This is a genomic window from Pseudocolwellia agarivorans, assembly GCF_002000085.1.
Lineage (GTDB): Bacteria > Pseudomonadota > Gammaproteobacteria > Enterobacterales > Alteromonadaceae > Pseudocolwellia > Pseudocolwellia agarivorans.
The window spans coordinates 55,616-82,356 of record NZ_MUZU01000014.1; the positions used below are offsets into that span (position 1 = coordinate 55,616).

General features: G+C 35.7%; 30 protein-coding genes and 1 rRNA gene. 13 read left to right on the forward strand and 18 right to left on the reverse strand.

Annotation, left to right across the window (positions count from 1 at the left end):
• Window positions 1-107 precede the first annotated feature (107 nt).
• From B0X80_RS17605 to B0X80_RS17615, 3 genes are read left to right on the forward strand one after another with little or no spacing between them, the layout of a single operon-like run.
• Entirely contained in the window at window positions 108-1,313 is a 1,206-nt protein-coding gene (locus B0X80_RS17605) for a DsbA family protein (protein ID WP_077342681.1), read from the forward strand.
• A gap of 27 nt (window positions 1,314-1,340) precedes the next feature.
• Window positions 1,341-2,468, forward strand: a complete 1,128-nt coding sequence (locus B0X80_RS17610) for a succinylglutamate desuccinylase/aspartoacylase family protein (RefSeq protein ID WP_077342683.1) — start codon at window positions 1,341-1,343, stop codon at window positions 2,466-2,468.
• Window positions 2,469-2,526: 58 nt separating this feature from the next.
• Window positions 2,527-3,414, forward strand: a complete 888-nt coding sequence (locus B0X80_RS17615; RefSeq protein ID WP_089024914.1) for a DMT family transporter — start codon at window positions 2,527-2,529, stop codon at window positions 3,412-3,414.
• 318 nt (window positions 3,415-3,732) lie between these two features.
• On the opposite strand, the gene yjgA is transcribed toward B0X80_RS17615, so the two are convergent.
• Window positions 3,733-4,251: a ribosome biogenesis factor YjgA gene (gene yjgA / locus B0X80_RS17620; protein WP_077342740.1), complete on the reverse strand. Its 519-nt coding sequence runs from the start codon at window positions 4,249-4,251 to the stop codon at window positions 3,733-3,735.
• A 140-nt stretch (window positions 4,252-4,391) separates the two neighbouring features.
• Between yjgA and pmbA the strand changes: the two genes are divergently transcribed.
• Entirely contained in the window at window positions 4,392-5,747 is a 1,356-nt protein-coding gene (gene pmbA / locus B0X80_RS17625; RefSeq protein ID WP_077342687.1) for a metalloprotease PmbA, read from the forward strand.
• A gap of 102 nt (window positions 5,748-5,849) precedes the next feature.
• Here the strand turns inward: pmbA and mgtE are convergent, their stop codons facing one another.
• The 12 genes from mgtE to B0X80_RS17685 all read right to left on the reverse strand — a co-directional run bounded on the left by mgtE (window position 5,850) and on the right by B0X80_RS17685 (window position 15,370).
• On the reverse strand, window positions 5,850-7,208 hold the full coding sequence (gene mgtE, locus B0X80_RS17630; RefSeq protein ID WP_077342689.1) for a magnesium transporter: 1,359 nt from the start codon (window positions 7,206-7,208) through the stop codon (window positions 5,850-5,852).
• Window positions 7,209-7,458: 250 nt separating this feature from the next.
• Complete coding sequence (locus tag B0X80_RS17635; protein ID WP_077342691.1) at window positions 7,459-7,734, reverse strand: HPr family phosphocarrier protein; 276 nt, start codon at window positions 7,732-7,734, stop codon at window positions 7,459-7,461.
• A gap of 45 nt (window positions 7,735-7,779) precedes the next feature.
• Complete coding sequence (gene rapZ / locus B0X80_RS17640) at window positions 7,780-8,634, reverse strand: RNase adapter RapZ (RefSeq protein WP_077342693.1); 855 nt, start codon at window positions 8,632-8,634, stop codon at window positions 7,780-7,782.
• 28 nt (window positions 8,635-8,662) lie between these two features.
• Complete coding sequence (ptsN, locus tag B0X80_RS17645; protein ID WP_077342695.1) at window positions 8,663-9,118, reverse strand: PTS IIA-like nitrogen regulatory protein PtsN; 456 nt, start codon at window positions 9,116-9,118, stop codon at window positions 8,663-8,665.
• Between the two features lie 30 nt (window positions 9,119-9,148).
• On the reverse strand, window positions 9,149-9,436 hold the full coding sequence (hpf, locus tag B0X80_RS17650) for a ribosome hibernation promoting factor (RefSeq protein WP_077342697.1): 288 nt from the start codon (window positions 9,434-9,436) through the stop codon (window positions 9,149-9,151).
• 33 nt (window positions 9,437-9,469) lie between these two features.
• Complete coding sequence (locus tag B0X80_RS17655) at window positions 9,470-10,981, reverse strand: RNA polymerase factor sigma-54 (RefSeq protein WP_077342699.1); 1,512 nt, start codon at window positions 10,979-10,981, stop codon at window positions 9,470-9,472.
• 77 nt (window positions 10,982-11,058) lie between these two features.
• A complete protein-coding gene (lptB, locus tag B0X80_RS17660; protein ID WP_077342701.1) occupies window positions 11,059-11,790 on the reverse strand; it encodes an LPS export ABC transporter ATP-binding protein in 732 nt (243 codons plus the stop codon).
• Between the two features lie 3 nt (window positions 11,791-11,793).
• On the reverse strand, window positions 11,794-12,333 hold the full coding sequence (gene lptA, locus B0X80_RS17665; protein WP_077342704.1) for a lipopolysaccharide transport periplasmic protein LptA: 540 nt from the start codon (window positions 12,331-12,333) through the stop codon (window positions 11,794-11,796).
• Window positions 12,299-12,865, reverse strand: a complete 567-nt coding sequence (gene lptC, locus B0X80_RS17670) for an LPS export ABC transporter periplasmic protein LptC (protein ID WP_077342706.1) — start codon at window positions 12,863-12,865, stop codon at window positions 12,299-12,301. Before lptC ends, lptA begins: the two co-directional genes overlap by 35 nt.
• Complete coding sequence (kdsC, locus tag B0X80_RS17675; protein ID WP_077342708.1) at window positions 12,862-13,407, reverse strand: 3-deoxy-manno-octulosonate-8-phosphatase KdsC; 546 nt, start codon at window positions 13,405-13,407, stop codon at window positions 12,862-12,864. Before kdsC ends, lptC begins: the two co-directional genes overlap by 4 nt.
• Window positions 13,408-14,370, reverse strand: coding sequence for a KpsF/GutQ family sugar-phosphate isomerase (locus B0X80_RS17680; protein WP_077342710.1), 963 nt, complete (start codon window positions 14,368-14,370; stop codon window positions 13,408-13,410).
• A gap of 19 nt (window positions 14,371-14,389) precedes the next feature.
• Window positions 14,390-15,370, reverse strand: a complete 981-nt coding sequence (locus B0X80_RS17685; RefSeq protein ID WP_077342712.1) for a calcium/sodium antiporter — start codon at window positions 15,368-15,370, stop codon at window positions 14,390-14,392.
• A 314-nt stretch (window positions 15,371-15,684) separates the two neighbouring features.
• Between B0X80_RS17685 and mlaF the strand changes: the two genes are divergently transcribed.
• The 7 genes from mlaF to murA are packed head-to-tail and all read left to right on the forward strand — an operon-like array spanning window position 15,685 to window position 20,397.
• On the forward strand, window positions 15,685-16,488 hold the full coding sequence (gene mlaF, locus B0X80_RS17690; protein WP_077342714.1) for a phospholipid ABC transporter ATP-binding protein MlaF: 804 nt from the start codon (window positions 15,685-15,687) through the stop codon (window positions 16,486-16,488).
• A gap of 2 nt (window positions 16,489-16,490) precedes the next feature.
• Entirely contained in the window at window positions 16,491-17,267 is a 777-nt protein-coding gene (gene mlaE, locus B0X80_RS17695; RefSeq protein WP_076420111.1) for a lipid asymmetry maintenance ABC transporter permease subunit MlaE, read from the forward strand.
• 53 nt (window positions 17,268-17,320) lie between these two features.
• Complete coding sequence (gene mlaD, locus B0X80_RS17700) at window positions 17,321-17,788, forward strand: outer membrane lipid asymmetry maintenance protein MlaD (RefSeq protein WP_077342716.1); 468 nt, start codon at window positions 17,321-17,323, stop codon at window positions 17,786-17,788.
• A 22-nt stretch (window positions 17,789-17,810) separates the two neighbouring features.
• A complete protein-coding gene (locus B0X80_RS17705) occupies window positions 17,811-18,509 on the forward strand; it encodes an MlaC/ttg2D family ABC transporter substrate-binding protein (protein WP_077342718.1) in 699 nt (232 codons plus the stop codon).
• Complete coding sequence (locus B0X80_RS17710; RefSeq protein WP_076420109.1) at window positions 18,509-18,808, forward strand: STAS domain-containing protein; 300 nt, start codon at window positions 18,509-18,511, stop codon at window positions 18,806-18,808. The genes B0X80_RS17705 and B0X80_RS17710 overlap by 1 nt, the downstream gene beginning before the upstream one ends.
• Before the next feature lie 47 nt (window positions 18,809-18,855).
• Window positions 18,856-19,113, forward strand: coding sequence for a BolA family protein (locus B0X80_RS17715; protein ID WP_076420108.1), 258 nt, complete (start codon window positions 18,856-18,858; stop codon window positions 19,111-19,113).
• Window positions 19,114-19,137: 24 nt separating this feature from the next.
• Window positions 19,138-20,397 (forward strand): UDP-N-acetylglucosamine 1-carboxyvinyltransferase, encoded by a 1,260-nt coding sequence (gene murA / locus B0X80_RS17720; RefSeq protein ID WP_077342720.1) that lies wholly within the window; start codon window positions 19,138-19,140, stop codon window positions 20,395-20,397.
• A 62-nt stretch (window positions 20,398-20,459) separates the two neighbouring features.
• Here the strand turns inward: murA and B0X80_RS17725 are convergent, their stop codons facing one another.
• The 3 genes from B0X80_RS17725 to B0X80_RS17735 form a co-directional block, all read right to left on the reverse strand.
• Window positions 20,460-21,470, reverse strand: coding sequence for a trypsin-like peptidase domain-containing protein (locus B0X80_RS17725; protein ID WP_245825494.1), 1,011 nt, complete (start codon window positions 21,468-21,470; stop codon window positions 20,460-20,462).
• A 150-nt stretch (window positions 21,471-21,620) separates the two neighbouring features.
• Entirely contained in the window at window positions 21,621-22,112 is a 492-nt protein-coding gene (locus B0X80_RS17730; protein WP_077342724.1) for a histidine phosphatase family protein, read from the reverse strand.
• A 92-nt stretch (window positions 22,113-22,204) separates the two neighbouring features.
• On the reverse strand, window positions 22,205-23,323 hold the full coding sequence (locus B0X80_RS17735) for an acyl-CoA desaturase (RefSeq protein ID WP_077342726.1): 1,119 nt from the start codon (window positions 23,321-23,323) through the stop codon (window positions 22,205-22,207).
• A 152-nt stretch (window positions 23,324-23,475) separates the two neighbouring features.
• Here B0X80_RS17735 and fabR point away from each other — a divergent pair, with 152 nt between their 5' ends.
• On the forward strand, window positions 23,476-24,099 hold the full coding sequence (gene fabR, locus B0X80_RS17740; protein ID WP_076420104.1) for an HTH-type transcriptional repressor FabR: 624 nt from the start codon (window positions 23,476-23,478) through the stop codon (window positions 24,097-24,099).
• A gap of 3 nt (window positions 24,100-24,102) precedes the next feature.
• Here fabR and trmA read toward each other — a convergent pair whose 3' ends face one another.
• Window positions 24,103-25,197, reverse strand: a complete 1,095-nt coding sequence (gene trmA / locus B0X80_RS17745) for a tRNA (uridine(54)-C5)-methyltransferase TrmA (protein WP_077342728.1) — start codon at window positions 25,195-25,197, stop codon at window positions 24,103-24,105.
• A gap of 223 nt (window positions 25,198-25,420) precedes the next feature.
• On the reverse strand, window positions 25,421-25,861 hold the full coding sequence (locus tag B0X80_RS17750) for an RNA recognition motif domain-containing protein (RefSeq protein ID WP_077342730.1): 441 nt from the start codon (window positions 25,859-25,861) through the stop codon (window positions 25,421-25,423).
• Between the two features lie 811 nt (window positions 25,862-26,672).
• On the opposite strand from B0X80_RS17750, the gene B0X80_RS17755 reads away from it, so the two are divergent.
• Window positions 26,673-26,741: ribosomal RNA gene (locus tag B0X80_RS17755) — 16S ribosomal RNA — on the forward strand; the annotation flags it as partial.

A 26,741-nucleotide genomic window follows, 5' to 3' on the forward strand; every position in this document is an offset into this window, starting at 1 on the left:
ATTTTTTTAACGTTAAAATAACATTATATTGTTGATCGACAACTACGGAGTAGCGTATTTTTAGTAAATTAAAAGCATGGGTCAAAGTACATTGGTTACAAAGTCACATGCGTCGGTCTTTTTTAACCTATAAATTTTATACTTTACCTCTTTTTTTTGGTAATACGCCTATCGCAGATGTATACCTTTCTTTAAATGATCCTCATAGTTTCATGTTGGTACAAGTACTTGCAGATATTGAAAAGCGCTTTAATTTAACGTTTAGATTGTACTTAGTTGCTGAAACAACACCTAGCCTTGAAGTCAATATCCCTTTGTTAAAACAATGGGCGATAAAAGACGCTAATTATATTGCTGATAAATATAATTTATCTCGTGTTAATTCATTTCCAAATACACAAGCTTTAGTGACCGGACAGCAAACATGGCTACTAAATGTAAAAAATGTACAAGATGCCTTAAATGTTTTTAATGATACTTGGTTTGATAATTATACTGAGCATTTTCCTTTGTCGACACCTGTTATTACGGCACAAATAAATAATCAACGAAGACTTTTTAGAAGAGGGAGTCATTCAACGGGGTCAATATTTTTTTGTGGTGAATGGTTTTTAGGTATAGATCGTTTAGAGCATTTAGAATTTCTCTTCAATGATAAAGGATTGTCTAAAGAGAATGAAACTGTTGTATACAATAAAAATACTCTGCAGTTGTTAGATAATACAACCATAAAATCTAAAGAAAATTCGCTCGAAGCTTATATTTCATTGAATAGCCCGTTTTCGTATATAGGATTGGTACAAGCAAAAAAATTAAGTGATAAATACCAAGTACCTCTGACGATCAAGCCGCTTGTACCAATAAGTATGAGAGGTGTTGTAATTCCAGAATATAAACAGCGATATATGTTATTAGATGCTGCTAGAGAAGCTAAAAAATTAAATATTAACTTTAAAGGTTATGTAGATCCTCTAAAGCAAGGAGTCATCAATATATATGAAATCTTTATGTATGCTGAGCAACAAAAGAAATCTTATCAATTTATGCAAGCCGCATTTGAAGCTGTATTTGTTGGAGAAATTGATTTAGCGCTGGATAAACATATAAGAAAAATTTGTGCACAGATCGATATAAATTATGAAGATGCTATTGAATATGGAAAAATTAATGACTGGCAGTTATGGTCTGAAAAGAACCATCTTAGCTTAAATAATATGGGCTTGTGGGGTGTTCCTTGCTTTAAATATAAAGAAGTTAGTTGTTGGGGACAAGATAGATTAGTGCAAATAGAAGATGCTATATTAGCAAGCTAGATGTAATCGTTTATTACGGGTAGTGAGTTGAATAATATTTCTAAAGAAGTCATGCACGTTGGTGAAATGGCAAGTGGTGCACAGTTAACTGTTCCAGTATATAGAATTAAAGGTCGTGAAGGTTTTCCTAGTGTGTATATTCAAGCCAATATGCATGGGGCTGAAGTTCAAGGTAATGCAGTTATATTCCAATTGCTTGAGATTTTAAAAGATACAAAAGTTAATGGTGACATCACCTTTGTTCCTTACGCAAACCCTGTAGGTTGTAATCATAAAAATGGTGAATATACGTTAGGCCGATTTGATCCTATTACGGGAGTGAATTGGAATCGTATGTATTATTTTGATGAAAGTATCATTGCTCCTTTTGTTGAACAATATAAAAATGCACAGCCGTCTGATATTCAAGCTGCATTCAAACAACAACTGATCGAGAGTATTGATAAAAAACTTCAAAATAATGAGTTTGGTCTTACAACAGGACAAAGAATTGCTTACCAGTTACAGCAACTCGCACATCAAGCTGATATCGTTTTAGACCTACATACAGGGCCCATTTCTAGTAAACACTTATATTGCCCTGAATACGCACAAGAGAGTGCATCGTATTTTAATATTCCTCATACCATATTGATCCCAAACGTTTTTAGCGGCGCATTAGATGAAGCGACATTTTGTTCGTGGTGGACACTACAAGAAGCACTGAATAACGCAGGAAATACTTTTTCAATTAGTTCACAAACGTGCGTTAAAGAAAGTTTTACTGTAGAGCTTGGCTCTCAAGAGCAAATAGATTTAGCTGAAGCTTATCAAGATGCATTAAGTATTTTAACTTATCTACAACGTAAAAATGTGATTGAAAATTCGTCATTAAAACCAGATAACATAAAACGTTATGCATGCTATTTAAAAGATTATAAAGCTTACTATTCTCCTATGGGAGGAATGGTCGATTATCTTGCAGAATTTGGCGTTCCGCTAGCAGCCGGTCAACCTTTGGCTCAAATTTTACGTATGGACAATTATGGAGATGGTGAGCCATTACATAAAATCACTTTAGATTACGATGTATTACCTATATTGCACTTTGCATCAGCAAGCGTAAATCAAGGTACTGAATTGTATAAAGTGTTTACTCGTTATTTTACTTTGTAAGTTAATTCATTCTGAACGGTCATCTATAGCTATGATGAATAAAAATAACGATTTTATAATGGTTTTTATATTAACCTTACTTTCTTTAGTGGCTTTTGCTGCTAATTCAGTTCTTTGTCGTATAGCATTAGGTCAAAACTATGTTGATCCTGCTGGGTTTACTATTATTCGCCTTTTATCTGGCAGTATTGCGCTTTATTTGATCTTGATGGTTCAGCAATATCGTCGAAAAGAAGAAAGATCTACAGTCCAACAAAAAAACGAGCTGAGTCTTAAGCAGCCTAAAGGCAGCTGGTTAGGGAGTATTCTGCTATTTATCTATGCTCTTTCATTTTCTTATGCCTATGGATATTTAGATACTGGAACTGGTGCACTTATTTTGTTTGGTTCTGTGCAAATATGTATGGTTTTATCTGTATTACTTACTAAGCACAAATTATTAAAGGCTGAATGGTTTGGGTTAGGTTTAGCTTGTATTGGATTTATTTATCTTATTTACCCTGACTTAACAACACCTTCTCTGGTTGGCTTTATTTTAATGATGTTGTCTGGGGTTGCTTGGGCGGGTTACACTATAATAGGTAAGGGATCAAAGTCTCCTCTAATGGATACTTGTTATAATTTTTTCCGTACTATCCCGTTTGTTCTTGTGCTGATGTTACTTACTATTTCTACAACAGAGTATTCTTATCGCGGTATTTTACTTGCTGTTTTATCTGGCGCTGTTATGTCGGGAATTGGGTACGCTATTTGGTATAGCGCTTTAACGGGGTTAACAACAACTAAAGCCGCAGTACTCCAACTTTTAGTACCCGTGATTGCAACATTAGGTGGTGTTTTATTTATGCATGAAGTCATGACAATTCACTTACAAATATCGACAATAATGGTGCTAGGAGGGATTGCCCTTGTTCTACTAAGCAAGCGGTTATACCAATCTCAATAATAAAATAGGTATATACCCGTTATCATTCAAGATGCAGGTTTCAGTGGGAACTAAAAATAATTTAGGCAAGGCATTAAGTTTACGTCATGGTTATTCCCTTACTAAAGTTAATAACGAAGCATAAATTGTTTTTAGACCCATCGAAGAAGCGCTTGAGCAAAATCACTTCTTCGTTAATGCTTTTTATAAGGGAACAACCATTATTACAAAGCATTGCCTTGAATTGATATCGCTCAAGTGCTCTGAAATAGCCTCTTGATTGGTAACGGGTATAACAGATCATTTAATGTAGCAATATAAGTTTGTGGAGTGTAATGACTAAAAAGTGATATTAGCTTTAAGGTAAGCGATTAACTCTTTAAAATATTTTGCTGGTTTTTCTGCTTTTGCTTCTTTAGTTGCTTGGCGTACAAGTTGACGAAGCTTTTGTCTTTCCATTGTTGGATGTTCAGCAAGTAATGATTCGATAGTTTCATTATCGCCCTCTACTAGTTCACTTCTGAGGACTTCTAATCGAGTATGCTTAACTGCTTCCTGTTGATGTTTATTTGCCATAACATCCATAGCTTGATGAATAGGCTCAAGATCTGTTTCAGCCAATATTTTTGCAATATGCCGAATGTGTCTACGTAAAGCCTCATGCTTATTGAGAATTTTGTCTGCTAGTATCATAGCGTCTTTTAACTCATCCGTTAAAGGTAGACGACTACGCTGATGTTTAGACATTTCTACTAATTTTTGTCCAAAATCTTGTAATTTGTGCATTTCACGTTTTATTTCAGATTTACTTTTTAAATCTTCATCTAATTCGTCGATATCGTTAGCAGACTGGGGCATAATGTTTATTAATATAATTGAAATTAGCAATAGTATACTACACCTAGGTAATTCAAAAATAGACTATCTACAAAATAGTAGACAAGCTTATTGTAAGTATTTCATCAACCACTAAATATATTAGAGACTTAAATTTAACCATGACAGAATCAAACGGTATTATTAGCCAACTTGAACAAGTAAAAGATCGCGTATCTAAAGTATTAGAATTAGCTGAGTCACTCGGTGTTGATTCTGCTGAAGTTGCGATGAGCAGACAGCAAGGCTTAAGTGTTGGTACTCGAATGGGAGAAGTAGAAACGGTCGAATTTACCAATGATGGTGCTTTAGGGCTAACAGTATATATTGAAGGGCGTAAAGGTAGCGCTTCAACAGCAGATCTTTCGGAAGGAGCACTACAACAAGCTGTGCAAGCTGCGGTAAATATTGCTAAATATACTTCTATCGATGACTGTTCTGGTTTAGCTGAAAAGTCTTTACTTGTCATGGAACCAGAAAACTTAGATTTATATCACCCTAAATCAATGAATACGGATGAAGCAATTGAAATAGCAAAAGCATGTGAAGAAAGTGCATTAGCTTACGATAAACGTATTACGAATTCAGATGGAGCAAGTTTAGATACATTTGAAGGTTTTAAAGTGTATGGGAATACACATGGCCAGTTGGTGGGGTATCCAAGTAGTCGACACAGTTTAAGTTGCGTAATGATTGCTGGTGAGGGCGACGATATGCAACGTGATTACGCTTATACCGTAAATCGAAAGTTTGATTTATTAGATGCTGCAGCAACAGTAGGAACGCAAGCTTCGATTGAAACCTTATCAAGATTAAATCCACAAAAACTGCCTACAGGTAAAGTGCCTGTAATGTTTCGAGCGGATATTGCGAATACCATTTTTGGACACTTTATTGCTGCTATTAGCGGTGGTAACTTATACAGAAAATCGTCATTTTTATTAGATTGTATTGGTAAATCTGTATTCCCTGAGTTTTTAAATATTAGTGAAAGGCCTCATATTAAAGGGGCGTTAGCTAGTAGTTCGTTTGATAGTGAAGGCGTTAAAACTATCGATAGAGAAATTATCACCAAAGGTTGTTTAGAAACGTATTTATTAACTACATATTCAGCTCGTAAACTTGGCTTAGAAACCACAGGGCATGCAGGTGGTATTCATAACTGGGTATTAAATGCTGAAGGCGAAGGTCGAGGTGGTAATTTTGATCAAATGTTGAAAAAGTTAGGTACAGGCTTTTTAGTTACTGAGCTTATGGGCCAAGGCGTGAATGTTGTAAATGGCGATTATTCGCGTGGTGCTGCAGGCTTTTGGGTAGAAAATGGCGAGATAGCTTTTCCTGTTTCTGAAGTGACGATAGCGGGTAACTTACAAGATATGTTTAAAGGTTTAATCGCCGTAGGTGATGATGTTGATATGAGAGGAAGTATCCGCACAGGCTCTTTATTAATGAATGAAATGCAGGTTGCTGGAAATTAATTAACCCGAATATGAGTTAATTAATACTCAATGACTGTTTATTATCATTAAAACGCTCACTACTATGGTAATGGGCGTTTTTAATACCAAAGTTCAGGTTAACTAAGTTAAAAGTAAGGTCGCAGTACCTAAAAAGGCAAATATACCGACAACATCTGTCACTGTGGTTAATATGACGCTACCTGCTAATGCAGGATCAATATTCATACGTTTGAGTAATAAGGGGACTGATACGCCAGCTATTCCTGCTGCAGTCATGTTCATTAACATAGCAAAGGCGATAACAGCACCTAAAGTAAAGTCCTGTTTCCATATCGCGACAACACTCGCAATGAGTAGCGCCCAAATAAGGCCATTAAGAAAACCAACAGCAAGCTCTTTTAACAATAAGGTTTTAGAGTTACTTTCACCGACATGACCCAATGCCATACCGCGTATAACAAGCGTTAATGTTTGATTTCCCGCAACCCCACCCATACTAGGTACAAGAGAGTTAAGTACAGCTAAAATAGCCAGTTGTTCAAATAACCCTTCAAACATACTGGTAACGGCTACAGCGAGTAACGCCGTGATTAAATTAACACCTAGCCAGATAGAACGTTGTTGCGTACTTTTGAGCACAGGGGCGAAAGTATCGGCTTCGTCATCTAAACCCGCCATACTCATCATAGAATGCTCTGCTTCTTCACGAATTATGTCGATAACGTCATCTATAGTAATACGGCCGAGTAGGTGTCCATTATCGTCAATAACGGGGGCAGAAAACCAATCATATCTTTCAAATAATTGTGCTACTTCATTTTCAGGCATATTAACTGAAATTGCTTCTATATCTTTGTCGATAAGAGTTGATGTAATAACATCTGGTTTTGCAGTTACTATCGCTGCTAAAGAAACAGAACCAATAAATTTATCGTGTCGGTCTACTACATAAAAAGAATCTGTAGACTCCGGTAGCTTTCCTTTTAAACGTAAATATCTTAGTACCACATCTACCGACACATCAGGACGAATGGTAATAGTATCGGTATTCATGATACCACCGGCAGTATCTTCTTCATATGATAATGCTTGCTCTACGCGACTTCTATCTTGAGAGTCCATAGAGTTTAATACGCTTTGATACGCGCTGTCGGGTAAGGTTCTTAGTACTTCGGCTAAATCATCTACATCCATGCCCTCTGCAACTGCTGCGAGCTTTTCAGGATGCATACTTTTTAGAATGCCCTTACGAACTTCTTCATTTAGTTCTTCTAGTACATCACCATGATTGTCTGGATCAATAAGTTGCCATAAAACGGTACGACTTTTAGGAGGTGATGACTCTAAAATTAACGCTAAGTCATAAGAAGGCATGTTCTGCAGTAGCTTTCGAACGTAAACAAACATACCGCTACCGAGTGCGGCATTAACTTCTATGAGTTTTTGTTGGTTATATTCTTGTTCTGCAGATTCTGGCATAAACCCTCATTAATCATTCTTGGGCGGATTATGTTTATTTCATACTTTGTGTTCAATGAAGAGAACGGTGATCACAAATATTACATTATTTATGTGTAATAAACGTTAAATAATCGCAAGTATTTGTATCGAGCATGATAATTTTAGGAGGTACTGATAACCATTAGTTTAACTCAACTCAATTGTTTTTTCAGCTTTTTTCTCTAATGAATCTTGTTGTTTATGAGGGAGGGAAAGTATTTACAATTGACTATTCTTCCTCATCAAATTTATCAGAGAATAATTGGCAAACACTCTGTATTGCTTCTTCAGCGTCAGCACCTTCAGTTACCACAGTAACAGTTTTACCTTGGCTACCAGCGAGCAACATTAATCCCATAATACTACTGGCGTCAGCTGAATTGTCGTTTAAAGAAACGGTAACAGAGGCATCAAATTTTTGACATAACTGTGCCAATTTTGTTGCAGCACGGGCATGTAAACCGAGTTTATTTGTGATAACTAGCGTTTTTTCACATTTTTTCATGAGGTAACCTTAGCCTTTAACCTTAACCGAAGTATTTATATTTTTTTATGTGCTTGCTATTGTGATATCTCTATGACGCGATTGTACATCTTCGCGTTCTTTTCTTAAGTTATTAGCAAGAAGTTCTGCGATATAAACTGAACGATGTTTTCCTCCTGTACAGCCAATAGCAATCGTAACATAACTGCGGTTATTACGTTCTAGGTGAGGTAGCCAAGTCATCATAAAGCTATTTATTTGCCATATAAATTTAGTCACAATTGGTTGGCTTGATAAATAATCTTTTACGGGTTGATCTAAGCCGGTATGAATTTTTAGTTCTTTATCCCAAAAAGGGTTAGGAAGAAAGCGAGCATCAAAAACATAATCAGCATCTTGCGGTACACCGTGCTTAAAGCCGAAAGATTCGAATACTACTACCATCGACCCTGATTTTTTCCCAAGTATGCGCTCCCTGACTAGATCAGATAGTTGATGGGGCGATAGTTGGCTGGTGTTAATATATAAACCTGTACGAGTAGATATTGGCTCTAATAATTTTTTTTCTAAGGCGATAGCTTGATCTAGGGCTATATTTTGCTTAATGAGAGGATGTAACCTTCTTGTTTCACTGAAACGTCTAATAAGGTCACTGTCGTCAGCGTCTAGGTATAAAATATTTAAGTCAACAGTACTTGGAAGATAGTCGAGTATTTCAGAAACGTCTTTAGGGTTATTTGGTAAGTTACGTACATCAATACTCACCGCGACATTTTCGTAATCGTTGATAACAGTATGAGTTAACGCTGGGAGTAAATTTACAGGAATGTTATCAACACAATAGTAACCAAGATCTTCTAATACTCTTAATGCTACGGACTTTCCTGAGCCAGAGCGTCCGCTTACGATAATTAACTTCATTGAACTGTTCGTTCCTTTTTAATGACGATTAATGTCTGTTTTCTTGAATAAGATTAAATAAGGCTTCATTGCTTTGACATTTACGCACTTGTTTTGCAATGTGCTTGTCACTAAAAAGTTTAGCAATACTTTGTAGAGTAGTTAAATGTTCTTTACAAGCGTCTTCGGGAACAAATAACGCAATAAAAATATCTACGGGTTTATTATCTATTGCGTCAAAATTAACAGGAATATCTGTTGTTACAATAACAGCTACAACTGATTTTGCGTTAGGTAAACGTCCATGAGGAATAGCAATTCCGTTCCCTATTCCTGTTGAACCGAGTTTTTCTCTTGCGATTAGGCTTTCGAGTAATTCATATGCACTATGTTCAACAATTTTATCTGCTGCTACGGTACAAATTTTATCAAGAACGCGTTTTTTGCTAGAGCCAGAGATTGCACAAAATGTGCAATCTGGCATTAGTATATCTTGCAAAGTCATAATTACTATTAAAGCCTGCTTGTTTATAGGTTAATGGTGGGTTGTTTTACCTTTGTGTTTTAATATTTGACGATCTAGTTTATCGATTAAAGCGTCAATTGAAGCGTACATATCATGATTATCTGCTGTGGCATGTACTTCTGCCCCTTTTAAATGAACAGTAGATTCAGCAATTTGATTTGATTTTTCAATGGTTAATACCACATAAACATTATTGATTTGATCAAAATGTCGTTCTAATTTTGAAAATTTAGTATTAACGTATTCGCGTAAAGAGTTTGTGATTTCTACATGATGACCAGTTAAATTTATTTGCATAAGTTAAATCCTCTTTTAGTGATATTTAAAAAATTAAATTAAACTTTTTCGTTGATTCGAGGGTGGAATTGATAATGACTCTCTATATTTTGCTACGGTACGACGAGCCACTTGAATGCCTTGCTCGGCGAGTATTTCTGCCATTTTATTATCACTTAAGGGTTTGGCAGGGATTTCAGCAGCGACAAGCTTTTTGATGAGCTCTCTGATTGCTGTTGAAGAACAATCTCCGCCATTTTCTGTACTAACATGGCTGGAGAAGAAATATTTAAGTTCAAATATGCCTCTTGGCGTATGCATATATTTTTGTGTTGTTACACGAGAAATAGTCGATTCATGCATTTCTACCGCTTCTGCAATATCGTTTAATACCATAGGTCGCATAGATTCAGGACCGTGTTCAAAAAAACCTTGCTGGCGTTGAACAATACAATTCGATACTTTTAAAAGTGTTTCGTTTCTACTTTCTAAACTTTTAATAAACCATTTAGCTTCTTGTAAATTAGAGCGTATAAATTGTGTATCGTTTGTTGACTTCATAGTACGTGTCATTGCTGCATATTGTTGGTTTACAGATAGCTTAGGTGCTGTATCTGGATTCAACTCAACTACCCAACGGCCATTTTTCTTTTCCACTGATACATCAGGGATAACGTATTGATCTTCACCTTTGACAACACTATCGCCAGGGCGAGGATCTAATGATTGAATTAAACGAAGCACTTCACGCAACTGATCTTCTTTTAAACGCGTTTTACGCATTAACTGGCGGTAATCTCTATTACCCAGTAGATCGATATAATCTTTAACAACTTGCTTGGCTTCTTTTAACCAAGGTGTCGCTAGATCAAATTGATTTAATTGAATAAGTAAACAATCTGAAACAGAACGAGCACCAACTCCTACGGGGTCAAATACGTTAATTCTTTTTAGTACGGCTTGTATTTCATCTAATTCAACGCCTTCAATGCCAACACAATCTAAAATATCTTCACAGGAAACAGTTAAATACCCAGATTCATCTATGGCTTCAATAATCGCAATGGCTATGGTTTTATCGGTGTCACTAAAAGGTGTTAATTCCATTTGCCATAAAAGGTGATCTTGCAGAGAGTCTTTAGTTTCGCCTTGATAGGTGTAATCTTCAGAAGGGGAGCTAATACTACCTGTATTAGATACACCAGCACTGTAGCTTTCATCCCATGTGGTATCCATGTTTAACTCTTCAGGGATATCTGTCTTTTCCATGGCTTCTGTGGTTGACATTTCATCTATGGTCGGGGAAGAGTCTTCGGTGCCATCTGTTTTTTTTGTGTCTGTTTCTTTTGTCGCATTTGCTGAAAATGCATCTTCTAAATTATTAATTGATTCATCTTGGCTACTAGAAGGGCTTTCATCAACTTCAAGCAAAGGATTACTCTCCAATGCTTCTTGAATTTCTTGTTGTAAATCCAACGTAGAGAGCTGCAACAGCTTGATAGCTTGTTGCAACTGCGGTGTCATCGTTAGATGTTGTCCGATACGGAGTTGTAAAGAAGGGCGCATCTACGTATTTTTTATCCTATTCATTAATAATACAAAACGATAAAACAATATAAATATTGTTGACTGCTTATAGATAACTATAGCGTAAATTGTTCACCAAGGTATACATCTCTTACATGTTGATTGGAAAGTATTTCTTCAGAGGTACCTTCAGCGATCAACTCACCATGACTTACAATATACGCGTGCTCGCAAACATCGAGTGTTTCTCGAACGTTATGGTCTGTAATTAATATACCTATACCACGTTGCTTTAAGTGGATAATAATTTTTTTTATGTCGCCTACGGATATAGGGTCTACGCCAGCAAAGGGCTCATCTAACAATATAAATTTTGGATCGGCGGCGAGCGCTCTAGCTATTTCAACTCTTCTACGTTCTCCGCCAGATAAACTCATACCCAAATTATCTTTAATATGGCCAATATTAAATTCTTCTAGTAAGTGTTCTAATTTTTCTTCTCGTTCAATATCATTTAAACCTTTTTGGGTTTGTAATATGGCCATAATGTTATCGTATACGCTTAGCTTTCTAAAAATTGAAGCTTCTTGTGGTAAATACCCAATACCTTTTCTAGCACGTTCATGCATAGGTAATAGCGTTACGTCTTCGTCGTTAAGAATAATAGAGCCTTCATCGTTAGGAACAAGGCCTACAATCATATAAAAAGACGTGGTTTTACCTGCGCCATTAGGACCCAATAAGCCTACTATTTGCCCTGCGTTGACTTTAAGACCTACATTTTTTACAACTTTACGACCTTTGTAGGACTTAGCTAGGCCCTGCGCTAATAACGTTGAAGTAGTCATGAGTTATTGAATGTCCTGAGATAAAGTGGGTTTTGATTTTTCTTTGGGTTGAATAACCGTTTTTACTTTATCGTTTTCATTACTTTCGGCGTTAACGTATTCTGTTTCTGAGTTATAGGTTATTTTACTGCCGCTTACTTCACTGCCATCCTGTTTAAGTAGTGCTTGTCCGGAGATAGTTACGGTATTTAATGAGGGCTCGTATCTGATCTCGTTAGCTTGTAGGTTAATAGGTTTACCGTCTTCAAGTGTTTGCTCAAATGTTGCTGGTTTGCCTTTAGCTATATAGGTTTTTTCACCTGTATTTGCATCTGTAATAACTTGTACTAGGTCAGCCTTGATGATCAATGTGCCTTGTTGAATAACCACATTATCAATATAGCTAAATATTTTGTTTTTAAGATCAGCCGATTGTCTGCTGGCATCAATGCTTAACTCTTGATTTAGATCGACTTTTTTAGCTAAAGCACTGGTGCTTGCTAATGACGATAGTAAAAGCAGTAATAAGCTATTTTTTAATTTTTTTGTAAATTGTTTGCACATGTTCGGTCAGTGTCATCTGTTTGGTGTTTATATTAACAATGAGTCCAGAGCCATACATAGTAAAGCCGTTACCTAAAACGACTATAGCTTGCTCGGAACTAAGAATATTTGTATTTAAATCTAATTCAATGGATTTACCATGAATTTCTTGTATTAAGCTCTCAGGATCTGTTGTCTCTAACTTTACTCTGTTTTTTAAACTTACGCGGTTATTTTTAAACAGTGTGCCTTCTTTTGAGCTTATTTTCCATGGAACATTTTTATTTTCTGGATATAAAGTTAAGCTCGGAAATTCAAAGTGAGTGACTTCTATATCTGAATAGTGTTCCATTCTCTGGGCATCTATTATATGAGTCAATCCGCCTTTATTATTGAAGGTATTACTTTTTAAAGATTCAGCAATAAAATCTGGTGTTAATTCTGTATCAACACTTTCTGTTATTTGCTCTTTTGATTGTAACCACTCCACTAAGCCATAGGCTATGCCAGCGAGTAATAAAGCAAAGAAAGCTAAGCTATAAAGCCGTGTCATATACTTGCGCCAGTAGCATGTTCAAGTGTTTTTTGAGTTTGCATTATTAAATCACATACTTCACGAACAGCGCCAAAGCCACCTTTAGTAAAGGTTATATAATTGGCAAGTTGTAATATTTGAGGGTGAGCATCGTTTACCGCAATACTTAAGCCAACATAAGCCATACATTCATAATCAGGCATATCGTCACCAATATAGGCGACCTGCTCCGGAGAACAATTGATTTGAGCTAGTATTTCTTTTAATGCAGGCAGCTTATTTTCTTGGCCTTGAACAATATGTTTTACATTGAGAGCTGTCATTCTTGTTTTTACTATATTTGATTGTCGGCCAGTAATTACGGCAACATCAACACCACTTGCACCTAATGCTTTTATGCCGTAGCCGTCTTTTGTATGAAAAGCTTTGAGCTCTTCGCCATTGTTTCCTAAATATATTCGGCCATCTGAAAATACGCCGTCGATATCACAAATAAAGAGTTTTATGTGTTTAGCTTTGTCTAGAACCGCTTGTTCGACATTGCCGTAAAGTGTATTCATTTAAATGATCCCTGATTTTAGAAGGTCATGCATATTCATCGCACCTATAGGGGTATTATGCTCATTAACAATGATAAGACCATTAATCTTTTTGTCTTCCATTACTTTTAATGCTTCAGCGGCTAACATATCAGCAGGGGCTACTGTCGGATTCTTCGTCATTACACTGGTAATATCGTCTTGATGAATATCTACTTTTTGATCTAATATTCTACGTAAATCGCCGTCAGTAAATAAGCCAACCAGCTTGTTGTTATCAACAATAGCCGTCATACCTAAACCCTTTAACGACATTTCAACGAGTGCATCTTTAATTTTTGCAGTGCTTTGTACGACCGGAACTCGCTCATTGCTATGCATTACGTCAGATAATCTTAGTAATAATCTTTTACCTAAACTGCCCCCAGGATGGGACAATGCGAAATCGTCAGCAGTAAAACCTCTCGCGTTAAGTAAGGCTACAGCTAAAGCATCGCCCATTACTAAAGTGGCAGTGGTACTTGATGTGGGCGTTAATCCTAAAGGACAAGCTTCTTGAGAAACTTTAATGCAAATGTGTGTGTCAGCTATATCCGCTAACGTTGAATTTGCATTGCCGGTCATGGCAATTAATTTGCTGCCCATACGTTTAATTACAGGCACTATGGATAAAACTTCAGCGGTTTCACCTGAGTTAGATATGGTTAGCACTACATCATCTTGCCTGATCATACCTAAATCACCATGACTTGCTTCACCAGGATGAACAAAAAAAGCGGGTGTTCCTGTACTGGCTAATGTGGCGGCTATTTTTCCACCAATATGGCCAGACTTTCCCATACCAATAACAATAACTCGTCCTGTACAGTTAAACATTAACTGACAAGCTAATTCAAAATCATCGTTTATATATTGTTTAATATCTTCGATGGCTTGTTTTTCAATATCAATAACATTGAGAGCCAGTTGTTTAAATTGTTTCATGGAAATGATCTCGTTAATTTTATTTTAATGGCGAGAAAAGTAATATTTGATACGCAATAAAAATACCCAGTAAAAGTAAGCCTTTGAGACGTGTTATTCTGAAATTACCTAATTTACGAGTAAAACAAATAACAAAGAGCAGTAACGTAACTCCTAACATAATAGGTGCATCACGCGTTGCTGCTTTTTCATCAATATCACCCGGAGCTATCAATCCGGTTAATGATAATACCGCCAATATGTTAAATATATTGGATCCTATAATATTACCTAAAGCTAAATCATCTTCTTTTTTAACGATACTAGCAATACTCGCAGCAAGCTCAGGTAAGCTTGTACCTATTGCAACAATTGTTAAACCAATAACTAAGTCACTTATGCCAAAAGAGCGTGCAATAAATTCAGCAGAATCTATTAAATAAGAAGCACTTACAGGAAGTAATATTATTCCAATAATCAACCAAAGTACCGACATCCCGGTACTTACTGGATCAGGAACATCGCTTTCAGCGCCTAAAATTAAAGGGTCATCTACAGGAGCTGTTTTAGCTCTTCTTAATGTAATAACAAGTAGTGTAATAATATAGGCGAAAAAACCAATAATAAGAATTAAGCCTTCAATAAAGCTAAAGTGATAATCTGCCAGCATCCAATAGGCTAATGCTGTAACCGCTAGAATAAGTGGAATTTCACGTTTTACGGTACTTGAAGAGACGGTTAATGGTTGGAGTAGTGCCGTGATACCTAAAACAAGGGCGATATTAGTTATATTAGAGCCTATAGCATTACCAATGGCTGTATTGGGATTACCTTGAAGTGATGCTGTGGCGGCAACCATCATTTCTGGAGCTGATGATCCCATAGCAACGATAGTTAATCCTATTATCATTGGAGAAATTCCTAAATTTCTCGCAAGTGAAGAAGCACCAAATACAAATTTATCTGCACTCCATACCAATACAACAAGTGCTACTAGTAAAATTAAAACTTGAATGAACATTAACGACTCCTATCAGTTAAGGTAAATTGTCGCTGGTTGAGGACAAAATAAAAAGAAGTTTTATCAAAACCGATAGAAAAATTTTAATTATGCTCATTGATTAATCAATTTTTAACCAAATACTAATGAATACGATGTAAACAATCGATGTATTTAAAAATTCAGCTAAGAGGTTCTTACAATTTTTTACACTTATGGACGTTTCCTAACGTTCTTTGAACACATTTAATCACTAATTTCTAATGAAGTATTTAGCGTGCTGGGTTAGAATTCTTTCGTACTTAAACTAATTTACAGTGATGTCCTTTAATAATATGCCAGATAATCTTGTTGATATTAAAAATATGTCTTTTAGGCGCGATGAACGTGTTATTTACGATGACATTAGTTTATCTATTCCTAAAGGAAAAGTAACGGCTATCATGGGGCCAAGTGGAATTGGTAAAACGACCTTATTAAGATTGATTGGCGGACAGTTAAAACCACAATCAGGCAGTATTATATTCAAGGGGCAAGATATCCCTACACTGGGTCGTAATGATTTATACGAACTACGCAAAAGTATGAGTATGCTTTTTCAAAGTGGTGCACTTTTTACCGATATGTCCGTGTACGACAATATCGCTTTCCCTATTCGTGAACACACCAGTTTATCTGAAAAACTGATCGAAAAAATAGTATTAATGAAGTTAGAGGCAGTTGGCTTACGCGGTGCTCGTCATTTAAACCCTAACGAATTATCAGGCGGTATGGCTAGAAGAGCTGCTTTAGCACGCGCTATAGCACTAGATCCAGAATTAATACTTTATGATGAACCTTTTGCTGGGCAAGACCCTATCTCTATGGGCGTTATTGTTCGATTAATTAGCGCTTTAAATGATGCATTAGGGCTAACTTCTGTAGTTGTTTCACATGATGTACCTGAAGTGATGAGTATTGCGGATTATATTTATATTATTGCAGAACAAAAAATTATTGGGCAAGGAACACCTGAAGAAATATCAGCGCAAACGTCTCCTTTAGTTCAACAGTTTATTAAAGGTGAGTCTGACGGACCTGTTCCATTTCATTATGCTGCCCCTTCTTACCACGATGAATTAATAGGTAAGGGAGCTTGAAAATGAACTTTATTCAATTATTAGGTCGCAAAGTGATCAATCGATTAATTGGCTTGGGTAAAGCCATTATGTTGCTTGGTTCAGCTTTGGTTCATATTCCTAATGTTAGAAAGGGAACACCATTATTAATTAATCAGCTCTATGCAGTAGGTGTACAATCATTAATTATTGTGATGGTGTCAGGTTTATTTATTGGTATGGTGCTCGCCTTACAAGGTTACACCATACTTGTAGGTTATGGTGCTGAAGCTAGCTTGGGTCCTATGGTAGCATTATCTTTATTAAGAGAATTAGGGCCTGTAGTAGCAGCGCTTTTATTCGCAGGTAGAGCAGGTTCTGCTTTAACCGCAGAAATAGGTCTGATGAAAGCAACAGAGCAGCTTTCTAGTTTAGAAATGATGGCTATAGACCCTTTAAGACGAGTGATAGCACCTAGATTTTGGGCTGGTTTTATTAGTTTACCTTTATTAGCCGCTATTTTTTCAGCTGTAGGTATTTTAGGTGCACACCTTGTAGGTGTTGATTGGCTTGGTGTCGATGGCGGTACCTTTTGGTCTGTTATGCAATCGCAAGTGGATTTTAGTAAAGACATTATGAATGGAGTTATAAAAAGTTTATGTTTTGCTTTTGTTGTAACATGGATTGCTGTTTATAAAGGGTATGAATGTATACCTACGTCAGAAGGTATAGCTAAGGCGACAACTCAAACCGTTGTGCAGTCATCATTACTTGTTTTAGCGTTAGATTTTGTATTAACCGCATTAATGTTTACTAAGTAATTTTATCTAGTATTCATAACGTATTTAAATTTTATTATTGGTTGGTGAAAGGCATGTTGTCTAAAAAAATTGAATTAATGGTTGGGCTTTTCGCAGCTCTGGGTATTGCGGCTTTATTGATGTTGTCATTAAAGGTTGCAGATAGCGGTATTTCCGGCAGTGGGGAAACATATCAACTGTATGCCAAGTTTGACAATATAGGTGGTTTAAAAGTTCGTTCACCGATAAAAGTAGGTGGTGTACTTGTTGGGCGCGTGAGTAATATTGCTTTAGATGCACAAGATTATACTCCAGTTGTTACGTTAGATATTGATGTTCAATATAACAATTTTTCTGAAGCAACTTCAGTCTCTATTTTAACCGCTGGTTTATTAGGTGAACAATATATTGGGCTATTGCCTGGGTTTATGGACGAATCAGTAGGTACATTACAATCAGGCGATTTTATTGAAGATACTAAGCCTGCTTTAGTACTTGAAGAGCTTATTGGGCAGTTCTTATTTAGCCAAGGAAATGATTAACCTTAATTAAGGTAGGTTTATTATGATTAAAATATTATTAACAGTATTACCTTTATCAATTACAACATCTTTGATGGCGAAAGAAACACTATCTTTGCCTCAAGAACTAACAACAATTTATAGTCAACCAGCATCAACTGGACGCATAGATAAAAAAGATCCGTATTTGATGATAGAAAAAGTTGCTAAAAAAACATTTAAACGCTTTGCTAATGAGCAGTCGGCTATTCAAGAAACGCCCAACTTACTAAAAACTATAGTGAGTGAAGAGCTAATGCCATATATTGATTACAAATACTCGGCATATAAAGTTATTGGCGCTCAAAACTTTAAACAAACAACAGATAAAGAGCGTAAGGCATTCGTGCCTGTTTTTAGAGATTACTTAATTGCTTCATATGCGCAAGTTTTTACTTTGTATAAACAGCAGAAAGTCACTTTTGAACCACCTAAAACATTAACAAATGAAAAAATAGTTTCTGTAAATACAGCCGTTCTCGAGCCAGGCCGAGATCCTATTAATATTTCATTTCGTGTACGTAAAAATAAGAAAACGAATGAATGGAAAGCATACGACATGGTTGCCGAAGGTGTTAGCTTACTAGATAGTAAGCAGGCTGAACTTTCTAGCATTATTCGTCAAAAAGGCTTACCTCACGTGACGGAAATGTTGAAAGAAAAAAGCAGCAAAGATATTGTTTTTAAAGATGGTAGTAATTAATGGCAATAATTAATTGGTCGTATGAACAAGATATAGCCTCTTTTCAAGGCGAGTTATCAATGAATACTATTGATATTGATTTCGAAAATAAAACGATAAATGCATTTCATAATAAAAGCTTAGTTATTGACTTAGCCGGTGTTGTTAAAGCAGATACCGCGGGCCTTGCTTGGCTTTTACGTTTAGTAGAAGAAGCAAGAAAAACAAAGTCTGAAATAAGTTTTCACAATATACCGCAAGATTTGTTAAAATTAGCAAAACTAAGCGCGGTTGATTTATTCCTTCCAACCAAAATTTAATAAAAATGCACCTAACACTATGTTAGTTACATACTTAAGGCAGTCCTGTGGAAAACTCAGATATAGAAAAATTAATTAATGATGCCGTTAAACTTGATGAACTTCATGTGAAATTTGACGGCTCTCAATGTAAAGTTATTGCGGTTGCTGATTTTCTTGGTGAATTAAGCCGAGTCAAAAAACAACAAACTATTTATTCGCCTTTATCTAATGCAATTAAAGAAGGTGCTATACACGCAGTAACCATAAAAACATTTACCACGACCGAATGGAAGCGTGAAAAAATGTTCAACCTCCCTCTATAAATTTAATATTAAAAGAAGAAAATATTGGACGCATTTAAAATAAACGGTGGTAATCCACTACGCGGTGAAGTCATTATTTCCGGCGCTAAGAATGCAGCATTACCTATTTTAATGTCAGCATTACTGTCAAAAACACCTACAACTTTTCATAATGTTCCAAAATTGAACGATATTGAAACAACGATTAAATTGATTAATCAATTAGGTGCAAAAGCTCAATGGGTCAGCGATAATTCGATAACGATTGATGCAAGTACTATTGATCACTGTAAAGCTTCTTATGAATTAGTAAAAACCATGAGAGCTTCTATTTTAGTGCTTGGTCCTTTACTTGCTCGATTTGGCCATGCTGAAGTTTCTTTACCGGGTGGTTGCGCGATAGGTGCTAGACCCATTAATTTACATATTCATGGCTTAAAACTGATGGGAGCCGACATTAATGTAGAGAATGGTTACATCAATGCTAAAAATACAGGGCGTTTATCAGGTGCTACCATATTTATGGATACCGTCAGTGTTACAGGTACTGAAAACTTAATGATGGCAGCAGCATTAGCTGATGGAATAACTATTATTGAGAATGCAGCAAGAGAACCTGAAATTGTTGATTTAGCCAATTGTTTAAATTCAATGGGCGGCAAAGTGATGGGAGCTGGTACAGACACGCTAACTATTGAAGGTGTTTCTGAACTAAAAGGTTCGTCCTATTCAGTTATGCCAGACCGTATTGAAACGGGAACGTTTCTTGTTGCAGCAGCTGTAACGCAAGGTAAAGTAAAGTGCTTGAACACAGATCCTAAAGCATTAGATGCAGTACTTAGTAAATTGCAAGAAGCTGGCGCATTAATTGAAACGGGTGTTAATTGGATTGAGTTAACTATGGATAAAAGACCGAAAGCGGTCAATATTCGCACAGCGCCTCATCCTGCATTTCCTACGGATATGCAGGCACAGTTTGTTACCTTAAACGTTATTGCTGAAGGTATGGCAACAACCACTGAAACTATTTTTGAAAATCGTTTTATGCATGTTCCTGAATTACAAAGGATGGGAGCAGACATTTCTTTAGAAGGTAATGTTGCTATTAGTCGTGGAGTTGATACTTTAACGGGCGCGCAAGTTATGGCTACTGATTTAAGAGCATCAGCAAGTTTAGTTATTGCTGGATTAGTTGCTACGACTGAAACGCAAGTTGATAGAATTTATCATATCGATCGCGGTTATCAACATATTGAAGACAAGCTAACAAAGCTAGGTGCAGATATTAAACGGATCCGTGTTTAATAAGTAGTATTGTCATGTCATTCCACTTATGAATTTAAGTGGAATGACATTATAAAATAGATTTAATCTGCTATTTTCTCTTCGATCATAATCGATACTTCTAATAATTTGTTTTTACGAAATATTTTAAATACTAATGTATCTCCTGGAGATGTTTCTGCCACTAAATCTAAAGCTTGTGCAACCGAGATGATGGTTTCATCATCAATTTGGTAAATAGCGTCTCCCACTTGTAAACCTGCTTTTTGAGCAGGGCTGTTTGACTCTACTGCGTCAATAACAATTCCTTTACCTCCTGCTCTACTTGAGTTTGTTGAAACACCTAACCAACCCCGAGTTACAGTACCTGTAGCTATAATTTTTTGCATAACCTTATGCGCTAATTTATAGGGTACAGCAAAGAATATTCCCTGAATATTATGCTTATCATCAATAAACTTGCGTGAATTAATACCCACTAATTCACCGTTGGTATTAATTAACGCTCCACCAGAATTACCGTCATTTATGGCTGCATCCATTTGTAAAAACTCTAAATAACTTGTAATACTTAAGCCGCCACCTGTTCTTCCTGTTGCACTAATAATACCTTGTGTAATGGTTTGTCCCAAATTTAGAGGATTACCAATAGCTAAAACCACATCACCTGCTCGCGAAATAAGTCCTTCACGCTGTGGAATTACGGGTAGATTTATTGCATTTACTTTTAATACAGCCAAATCGGTAAAAATATCAAAGCCAATAAGCTCGGCTGATAATGATTGTCCTGTTTGTAATAATACAATGATTGAATTAGCGTTTTGCACAACGTGGTAGTTAGTAAGAATATAACCGGCACTATCCATAATAACGCCAGAGCCTAAACTAATGCTTCTTGAGCTTTTTCGCCCATAACCTTGAGATGTTTGAATTTCTTCTGAATAAATGTTTACAACAGCCGGCCCCGCATTTTGAACTGCTTTAGCATAAGACAATGGCTGGATAATAGGATCCGGAGGATTAAATAATTCGATACCTGAAAATGTGGTATCACGTAAATGAGGAAACAATAAAATAAGGGCAATAGCAATCACTACTCCATAAAATGCGGAGTGGAGAATATACTTTAAAGATGAGATAAATTTCAAAGGATTATAATCTAATTAGGCTTTGCTAAAGCGTAACATAAAACTATCTATACAATAAATAATGGTAAGTAAAAACTACTATTTAGATAAAGCCTTTTAGCATTTTAAAGGTTGTTTTAATACCGTGAGAATTTTGTGACCGTCTAAGAGAGTTATTTGATATAAGAGGTGCTGATTATGTTCTTGTGATTTTGATAATTCCTGTTGGCTAATAAATTCAACAAGAAATCTAATTTTATCGTTATTAGCGACAATTAATACATTTTTATCTTCCTTTATTACCGTTATAGCTAAACTATCAAGTAGATTATCAATGAATATTTTTACAGGGATTTTATTTTTCTTAGCGATAGGATTAGCGGTCTCCATCGCACTTAAATTAGTTGTGCTATAAACACTTTGAATATTAGAGTAACTTAATAATGTAGATAGATGTTGGGCTCTTAGGCGACCACATTGAGATAGAGGCGGATCTATTTTTTTGTGTTGAGTTTCTGCTGGAGTCGTTAAAAAAATATAATGTGGGCGTTTGTCAATGTTGTTAGCAACAGACTGAAAACTTAGAAGTAACAAAAATACTAGTCTCATTAGTTTCCTTGTGTACTTATTAGTTAAAATGACTCATATAGGGCTTGAGTTCTTAAGAGGAAACCTCCTTAAACAAGCCCTAAGTGTTATTTTTAAGCTAGTTCAGCTAAAAAACCATGCCAATCTTGTTTTTGTTTGGCTAAATGTTTTTTTAATTCTTTATATTGCGCAAACAGTTCAGAGTCTTCAACATTTTTAATTAAATTGCTTCGTTGCGCTGCAATGAGTTTTTTTCTTGCTTCGTAAAATGCATTAATTTTTGATATTAGTAAATCATATTCATTTTGCAATGTTATGAGTAGTTGCTCAGCATCAGGGTGAGATTTAAGTTTTAGTTGGCTTTTTTGTAATACCATAGCTAATCTAGCTTTTTCTATTTTTTCTTCTGGAGTTTCTCGTAATTTGGAAGCTAAACCTACATATTCACTGAATTTGATTAACCACTTAGTAGGATCAAAATCCCACCACCTGATACCATTCCTATAGTCATTCTCGAAGATATGATGATAATTATGGTAGCCTTCACCAAAAGTAAAGAAAGCTAAAATGCCATTATCTCGCGCTGTATTTTTATCAGTGTAAGTTTGTTTCCCCCATATATGAGCTAACGAGTTGATAAAAAAAGTAGTGTGATGGTTTAATACTAATCGTAAAACACCAATAAGTAATAATGCATTTATAATATCACCATGGATAAAACCAATTATAAGAGGGATACCAAAGTTAGTGATAATAGACAGCAGCAGATAGTTTTTATGCTGCCACATCACGATTTTATCTTTTTGTAAATCGCGTACATTAGTGTAATCAGCGTAGCGTTCTGGGTGGTATCGTCTTATCATCCAGCCCATGTGTGAATACCAAAACCCTTTTTTAGCAGAGTAAGGATCTATATCATTATTATCTACATGTTTATGATGTACTCGATGATCCGACGACCAATGCAAAATACTATTTTGTAAGGCAAATGCTCCACCTATTGCAAAAATCAGGCGTAAACTCCAATGAGCTTGATAAGTCCTATGAGACCATAATCTATGGTAGCCTGCGGTAATAGACATTCCGCAATAAATAAAACAAAGAATCGCTAATGTGATTTCTGTTGAATCGAAGCCATGTGTAATTGCTCTGTAGGGCACCGCAATTGTTGCAATTAAAAAAGTAATAATAAAGACAGAGACGTTTAACCAAATTATTGGTGGTTTATTCATGAAGTGTTCCAAGCAATTGTAATGCATTTTCAGCGTACGCGTGTACACTATTTTTATTCATCACTAAACATTCGTCAAGTGGAATATGTATATTAGATAAGGTTTAATAGTATTATAATTAAAAACTCTCACTATTTTTAGGTTATTTACACATGAGTGGTATTCGTGCCCAACAAAAAGAAAAAACTCGCCGTCAATTAATTGATGCGGCTCTAGGGCAATTAAGTAGTGAGAAAAGCTTTTCAAGTCTAAGTTTGAGAGAAGTCGCTAAAGAAGCTGGATTGGCACCAACATCTTTTTATCGTCATTTTACCGATATGGATGAGTTGGGATTAACACTTGTTGATGAAGCTGGCCTAACCCTAAGACAATTAATGCGACAAGCTCGTCAGCGTATTGAAAAAGGGGGCTCTGTTATTCAAATTTCTGTTATTACATTTATGGAATTTATTGAAAATAATGGCAACATTTTTAGGTTACTACTACGTGAACGCTCTGGTACATCACCGGCTTTTAGAGCAGCTGTTAATAGAGAAATACGTTATTTCACTATGGAATTATGCGATTACCTACAACAAGCGAATCAACTCGATGCCGAAGTAGCTTATTTACAAGCCAATGCAGCGGTAACGATTGTATTCAGTGCGGGTTCTGATGCGCTAGATATTGACGCTAAAGATTATGGGCAACTGGCTAATCAAACTATTCAGCAGCTACGTTTTATTGCTAAAGGAGCTACTGAATTTAATGGCCGAGTTGATTTGTTAAAACGATAAAAGCTAAACCTTCGAAAGAATTACACCTGTTTCTACATGATCGGTATAAGGAAATTGATCAAATAAAGCGAACTGTTCAATTTTATGTGTTTCAACTAAGTGAGATAAGTTTTCATGTAATGTATGAGGGTTACATGAAATATAAATAATCTTATTAAATCGACTAATCAACTCAAGACTTTCAGGATCTAATCCTGCTCTTGGTGGATCTACTAATACCGTGTCGTAATTATAAGCAGTTAAATCGAAACCTTCTAATCGCCTAAACTTACGTTCGCCATTCATTGCTTGGCTAAATTCTTCACTCGACATTCTTACAATATTAATATTATCAATGTTGTTTTCAGCAATATTTATCTGTGCAGACTTTACGGAAGACTTTGCTATTTCAGTACCTAATACACGATCGAAGTTTTGCGCTAAAGCAATACTAAAATTACCATTGCCGCAATAAAGTTCAATTAAGTCTCCGCCAGAGTTAAGAGTTGCTTGTTGGGCCCATAACAACATTTTTTCATTAACTGACGCATTGGGTTGAGTAAAACTGTTTTCGACTTGATGATAAACATAGGATTTATCGCCAACGGTGAGTTTTTCCATCAAATAATCTTTGTGAAGTACTACTTTTTGTTTTCTGGCTCGGCCAATAATATTCACTGGAGCAATGATAGATAATTTTTCTATAAGTTGTTCTGCTTCAACTTGCCATTCATCATTGAGCTGTTTGTGATAGAGAAGGCTAATGAGTACTTCACCACTTTTACTTGATAAGAAATCAACTTGAAATAAACGTTGTCTTAATAGCTCATTGTTTTTTATTTCAACCAACAATTGTGACATGCACTTATTAATGAGCTTTGATGCTACAGGGAAGTATTCAACTTTGTATTTCTGCTTGGTTTCACTATCGAACATAATGTAATAAAGCTCATCACCTTCGTGCCAAACCCTAAACTCAGCTCTGTAACGATAATTTATTGGTTCAGATTCAAAAATATCAAAAGTAGGTAAATCATAATTAGAAAACAAACAAGCTATGCCATTTTTTTTATCCTCTAATTGCTGAGGATAATTACTTGGATTTATATGACTAAACATGGCATACCTTTAAAGATGATTTTAAAATGAGCGCAGATTTTAGCGCGAGAGAGTATTTTGTCTAGCTTTAAATAGGAATGAAACGTATAGAAAGTGATTTATTTAAATATTCGGGAACTTTTAAAGAATAAATTAAGACACTAGGGCGCATCAATAATAATAGTTAAACATAAATTAACAAACTCGCCTACTTACTTATAGAGGTAAGTAGGCGAATTGAATTTTACTCTGCTTCTTTTTCAGGACGCTCTTTAGCTTCTCTAACTTTTAAAGTACGTTGCTGAAATTCTTTGTCATTTAATGCTTCAACAGCTTTATCTGTATCATTAGCTGACATTTCAACAAAACCGAAACCACGTCTTTTACCTGTGTGTTTATCTTTCATTAAACGTACTGAGTGAACTTGACCTATAGTAGAGAATAATTCTCTAACAGATGCTTCATTTGCTCTATAAGGAAGGTTTCCTACATAAAGAGTTTTAACATCATCAGAAGTTGAACTTTCAGATGAATGATTAATACCAATTAAAGGTGCTACAAAAGCAGCGATGAATATAGCAATGGCAACACTTGTTTGAGTTGGTTCGATTAAACTAAAAAGAAAAAACGCTAAACCGGCAAAAACTAGTGCGATAATTACTGTTGATACTTGAGGAGATTTCATTATGAATACCTAATTATTATTATTTAAAATATAAAAGCAATTCCATGTTACCCAGCTTTTTTTAATGTGCAACTATATAGTGTCATTTTTATTCAATTAAATTAAATAGGTAAAGGAGAAAGAATTGCATATACGGGGAAGTAAAAGAAGAAGTTTACAAAGGATCCTTATTAGAAGGGCCATTTATAAGGGCTAATAGCACGAATTGCCATCAAAGTGCCCACAAAACCACCAAACAAACAAAAAAAGAGAAAAAAGGACAAAAAAAGCTTGCGTGGATGAAAAAGATCGTTAGAATGCGCTCCACTTCTTCAGGGAAACCCAGAGAAGGTAAGTATAGGAAATACTTAGTTCACTTAATAAGGACAGCGAAGTGAGAGTTTTGATAGGTTTAGTCAGTCTTAATTGGTCGATTAAACAAAAGATAACTTTTAAAATCTTTTAAAAAGAATTTCAAAAAGTTGTTGACATCAAAACTGAGACGCGTAGAATGCGCATCTCGCTTCAGGCAAGGCCTGCAGCACAAGAGCTTAACGAATGCGATTAACCTCTTGCTTCTTTTATAAAAAGAAGCCTTTCTTTAAAAATTAGTTATCATGCAATTTGTGTGAACATTCACATTAAGATTGATTTTACATAGTCGGTTTTATTACTTAGGTAATAAGAAAGACGTAAAACAGCTTATGTTGATGTCACACAAAAAAGTATAATTTAATCTTTGATTAGGTTGTACGTTTTATGTAGTTACCTACTTATGTAGGTAACACGACAGTATTCATTGAGCAGCATCGCAAGATGCACAAACGATTTATAATTGAAGAGTTTGATCATGGCTCAGATTGAACGCTGGCGGCAGGCTTAACACATGCAAGTCGAGCGG

What these genes read in the sequence shown, in the direction of transcription:
- mlaF (WP_077342714.1), top strand. Translation starts at nt 15,685, where the DNA reads ATGCCAGATAATCTTGTTGATATTAAAAATATGTCTTTTAGGCGCGAT.
- yjgA (WP_077342740.1), bottom strand. Translation starts at nt 4,251, where the DNA reads ATGCCCCAGTCTGCTAACGATATCGACGAATTAGATGAAGATTTAAAA.
- B0X80_RS17730 (WP_077342724.1), bottom strand. Translation starts at nt 22,112, where the DNA reads ATGAGACTAGTATTTTTGTTACTTCTAAGTTTTCAGTCTGTTGCTAAC.
- pmbA (WP_077342687.1), top strand. Translation starts at nt 4,392, where the DNA reads ATGACAGAATCAAACGGTATTATTAGCCAACTTGAACAAGTAAAAGAT.
- lptB (WP_077342701.1), bottom strand. Translation starts at nt 11,790, where the DNA reads ATGACTACTTCAACGTTATTAGCGCAGGGCCTAGCTAAGTCCTACAAA.
- B0X80_RS17680 (WP_077342710.1), bottom strand. Translation starts at nt 14,370, where the DNA reads ATGAAACAATTTAAACAACTGGCTCTCAATGTTATTGATATTGAAAAA.
- lptC (WP_077342706.1), bottom strand. Translation starts at nt 12,865, where the DNA reads ATGACACGGCTTTATAGCTTAGCTTTCTTTGCTTTATTACTCGCTGGC.
- ptsN (WP_077342695.1), bottom strand. Translation starts at nt 9,118, where the DNA reads ATGACTTTGCAAGATATACTAATGCCAGATTGCACATTTTGTGCAATC.
- trmA (WP_077342728.1), bottom strand. Translation starts at nt 25,197, where the DNA reads ATGTTTAGTCATATAAATCCAAGTAATTATCCTCAGCAATTAGAGGAT.
- B0X80_RS17735 (WP_077342726.1), bottom strand. Translation starts at nt 23,323, where the DNA reads ATGAATAAACCACCAATAATTTGGTTAAACGTCTCTGTCTTTATTATT.
- B0X80_RS17655 (WP_077342699.1), bottom strand. Translation starts at nt 10,981, where the DNA reads ATGCGCCCTTCTTTACAACTCCGTATCGGACAACATCTAACGATGACA.
- B0X80_RS17635 (WP_077342691.1), bottom strand. Translation starts at nt 7,734, where the DNA reads ATGAAAAAATGTGAAAAAACGCTAGTTATCACAAATAAACTCGGTTTA.
- mlaE (WP_076420111.1), top strand. Translation starts at nt 16,491, where the DNA reads ATGAACTTTATTCAATTATTAGGTCGCAAAGTGATCAATCGATTAATT.
- B0X80_RS17750 (WP_077342730.1), bottom strand. Translation starts at nt 25,861, where the DNA reads ATGAAATCTCCTCAAGTATCAACAGTAATTATCGCACTAGTTTTTGCC.
- mlaD (WP_077342716.1), top strand. Translation starts at nt 17,321, where the DNA reads ATGTTGTCTAAAAAAATTGAATTAATGGTTGGGCTTTTCGCAGCTCTG.
- B0X80_RS17605 (WP_077342681.1), top strand. Translation starts at nt 108, where the DNA reads ATGCGTCGGTCTTTTTTAACCTATAAATTTTATACTTTACCTCTTTTT.
- mgtE (WP_077342689.1), bottom strand. Translation starts at nt 7,208, where the DNA reads ATGCCAGAATCTGCAGAACAAGAATATAACCAACAAAAACTCATAGAA.
- rapZ (WP_077342693.1), bottom strand. Translation starts at nt 8,634, where the DNA reads ATGAAGTTAATTATCGTAAGCGGACGCTCTGGCTCAGGAAAGTCCGTA.
- kdsC (WP_077342708.1), bottom strand. Translation starts at nt 13,407, where the DNA reads ATGAATACACTTTACGGCAATGTCGAACAAGCGGTTCTAGACAAAGCT.
- B0X80_RS17615 (WP_089024914.1), top strand. Translation starts at nt 2,527, where the DNA reads ATGGTTTTTATATTAACCTTACTTTCTTTAGTGGCTTTTGCTGCTAAT.
- fabR (WP_076420104.1), top strand. Translation starts at nt 23,476, where the DNA reads ATGAGTGGTATTCGTGCCCAACAAAAAGAAAAAACTCGCCGTCAATTA.
- B0X80_RS17705 (WP_077342718.1), top strand. Translation starts at nt 17,811, where the DNA reads ATGATTAAAATATTATTAACAGTATTACCTTTATCAATTACAACATCT.
- B0X80_RS17710 (WP_076420109.1), top strand. Translation starts at nt 18,509, where the DNA reads ATGGCAATAATTAATTGGTCGTATGAACAAGATATAGCCTCTTTTCAA.
- lptA (WP_077342704.1), bottom strand. Translation starts at nt 12,333, where the DNA reads ATGTGCAAACAATTTACAAAAAAATTAAAAAATAGCTTATTACTGCTT.
- hpf (WP_077342697.1), bottom strand. Translation starts at nt 9,436, where the DNA reads ATGCAAATAAATTTAACTGGTCATCATGTAGAAATCACAAACTCTTTA.
- B0X80_RS17685 (WP_077342712.1), bottom strand. Translation starts at nt 15,370, where the DNA reads ATGTTCATTCAAGTTTTAATTTTACTAGTAGCACTTGTTGTATTGGTA.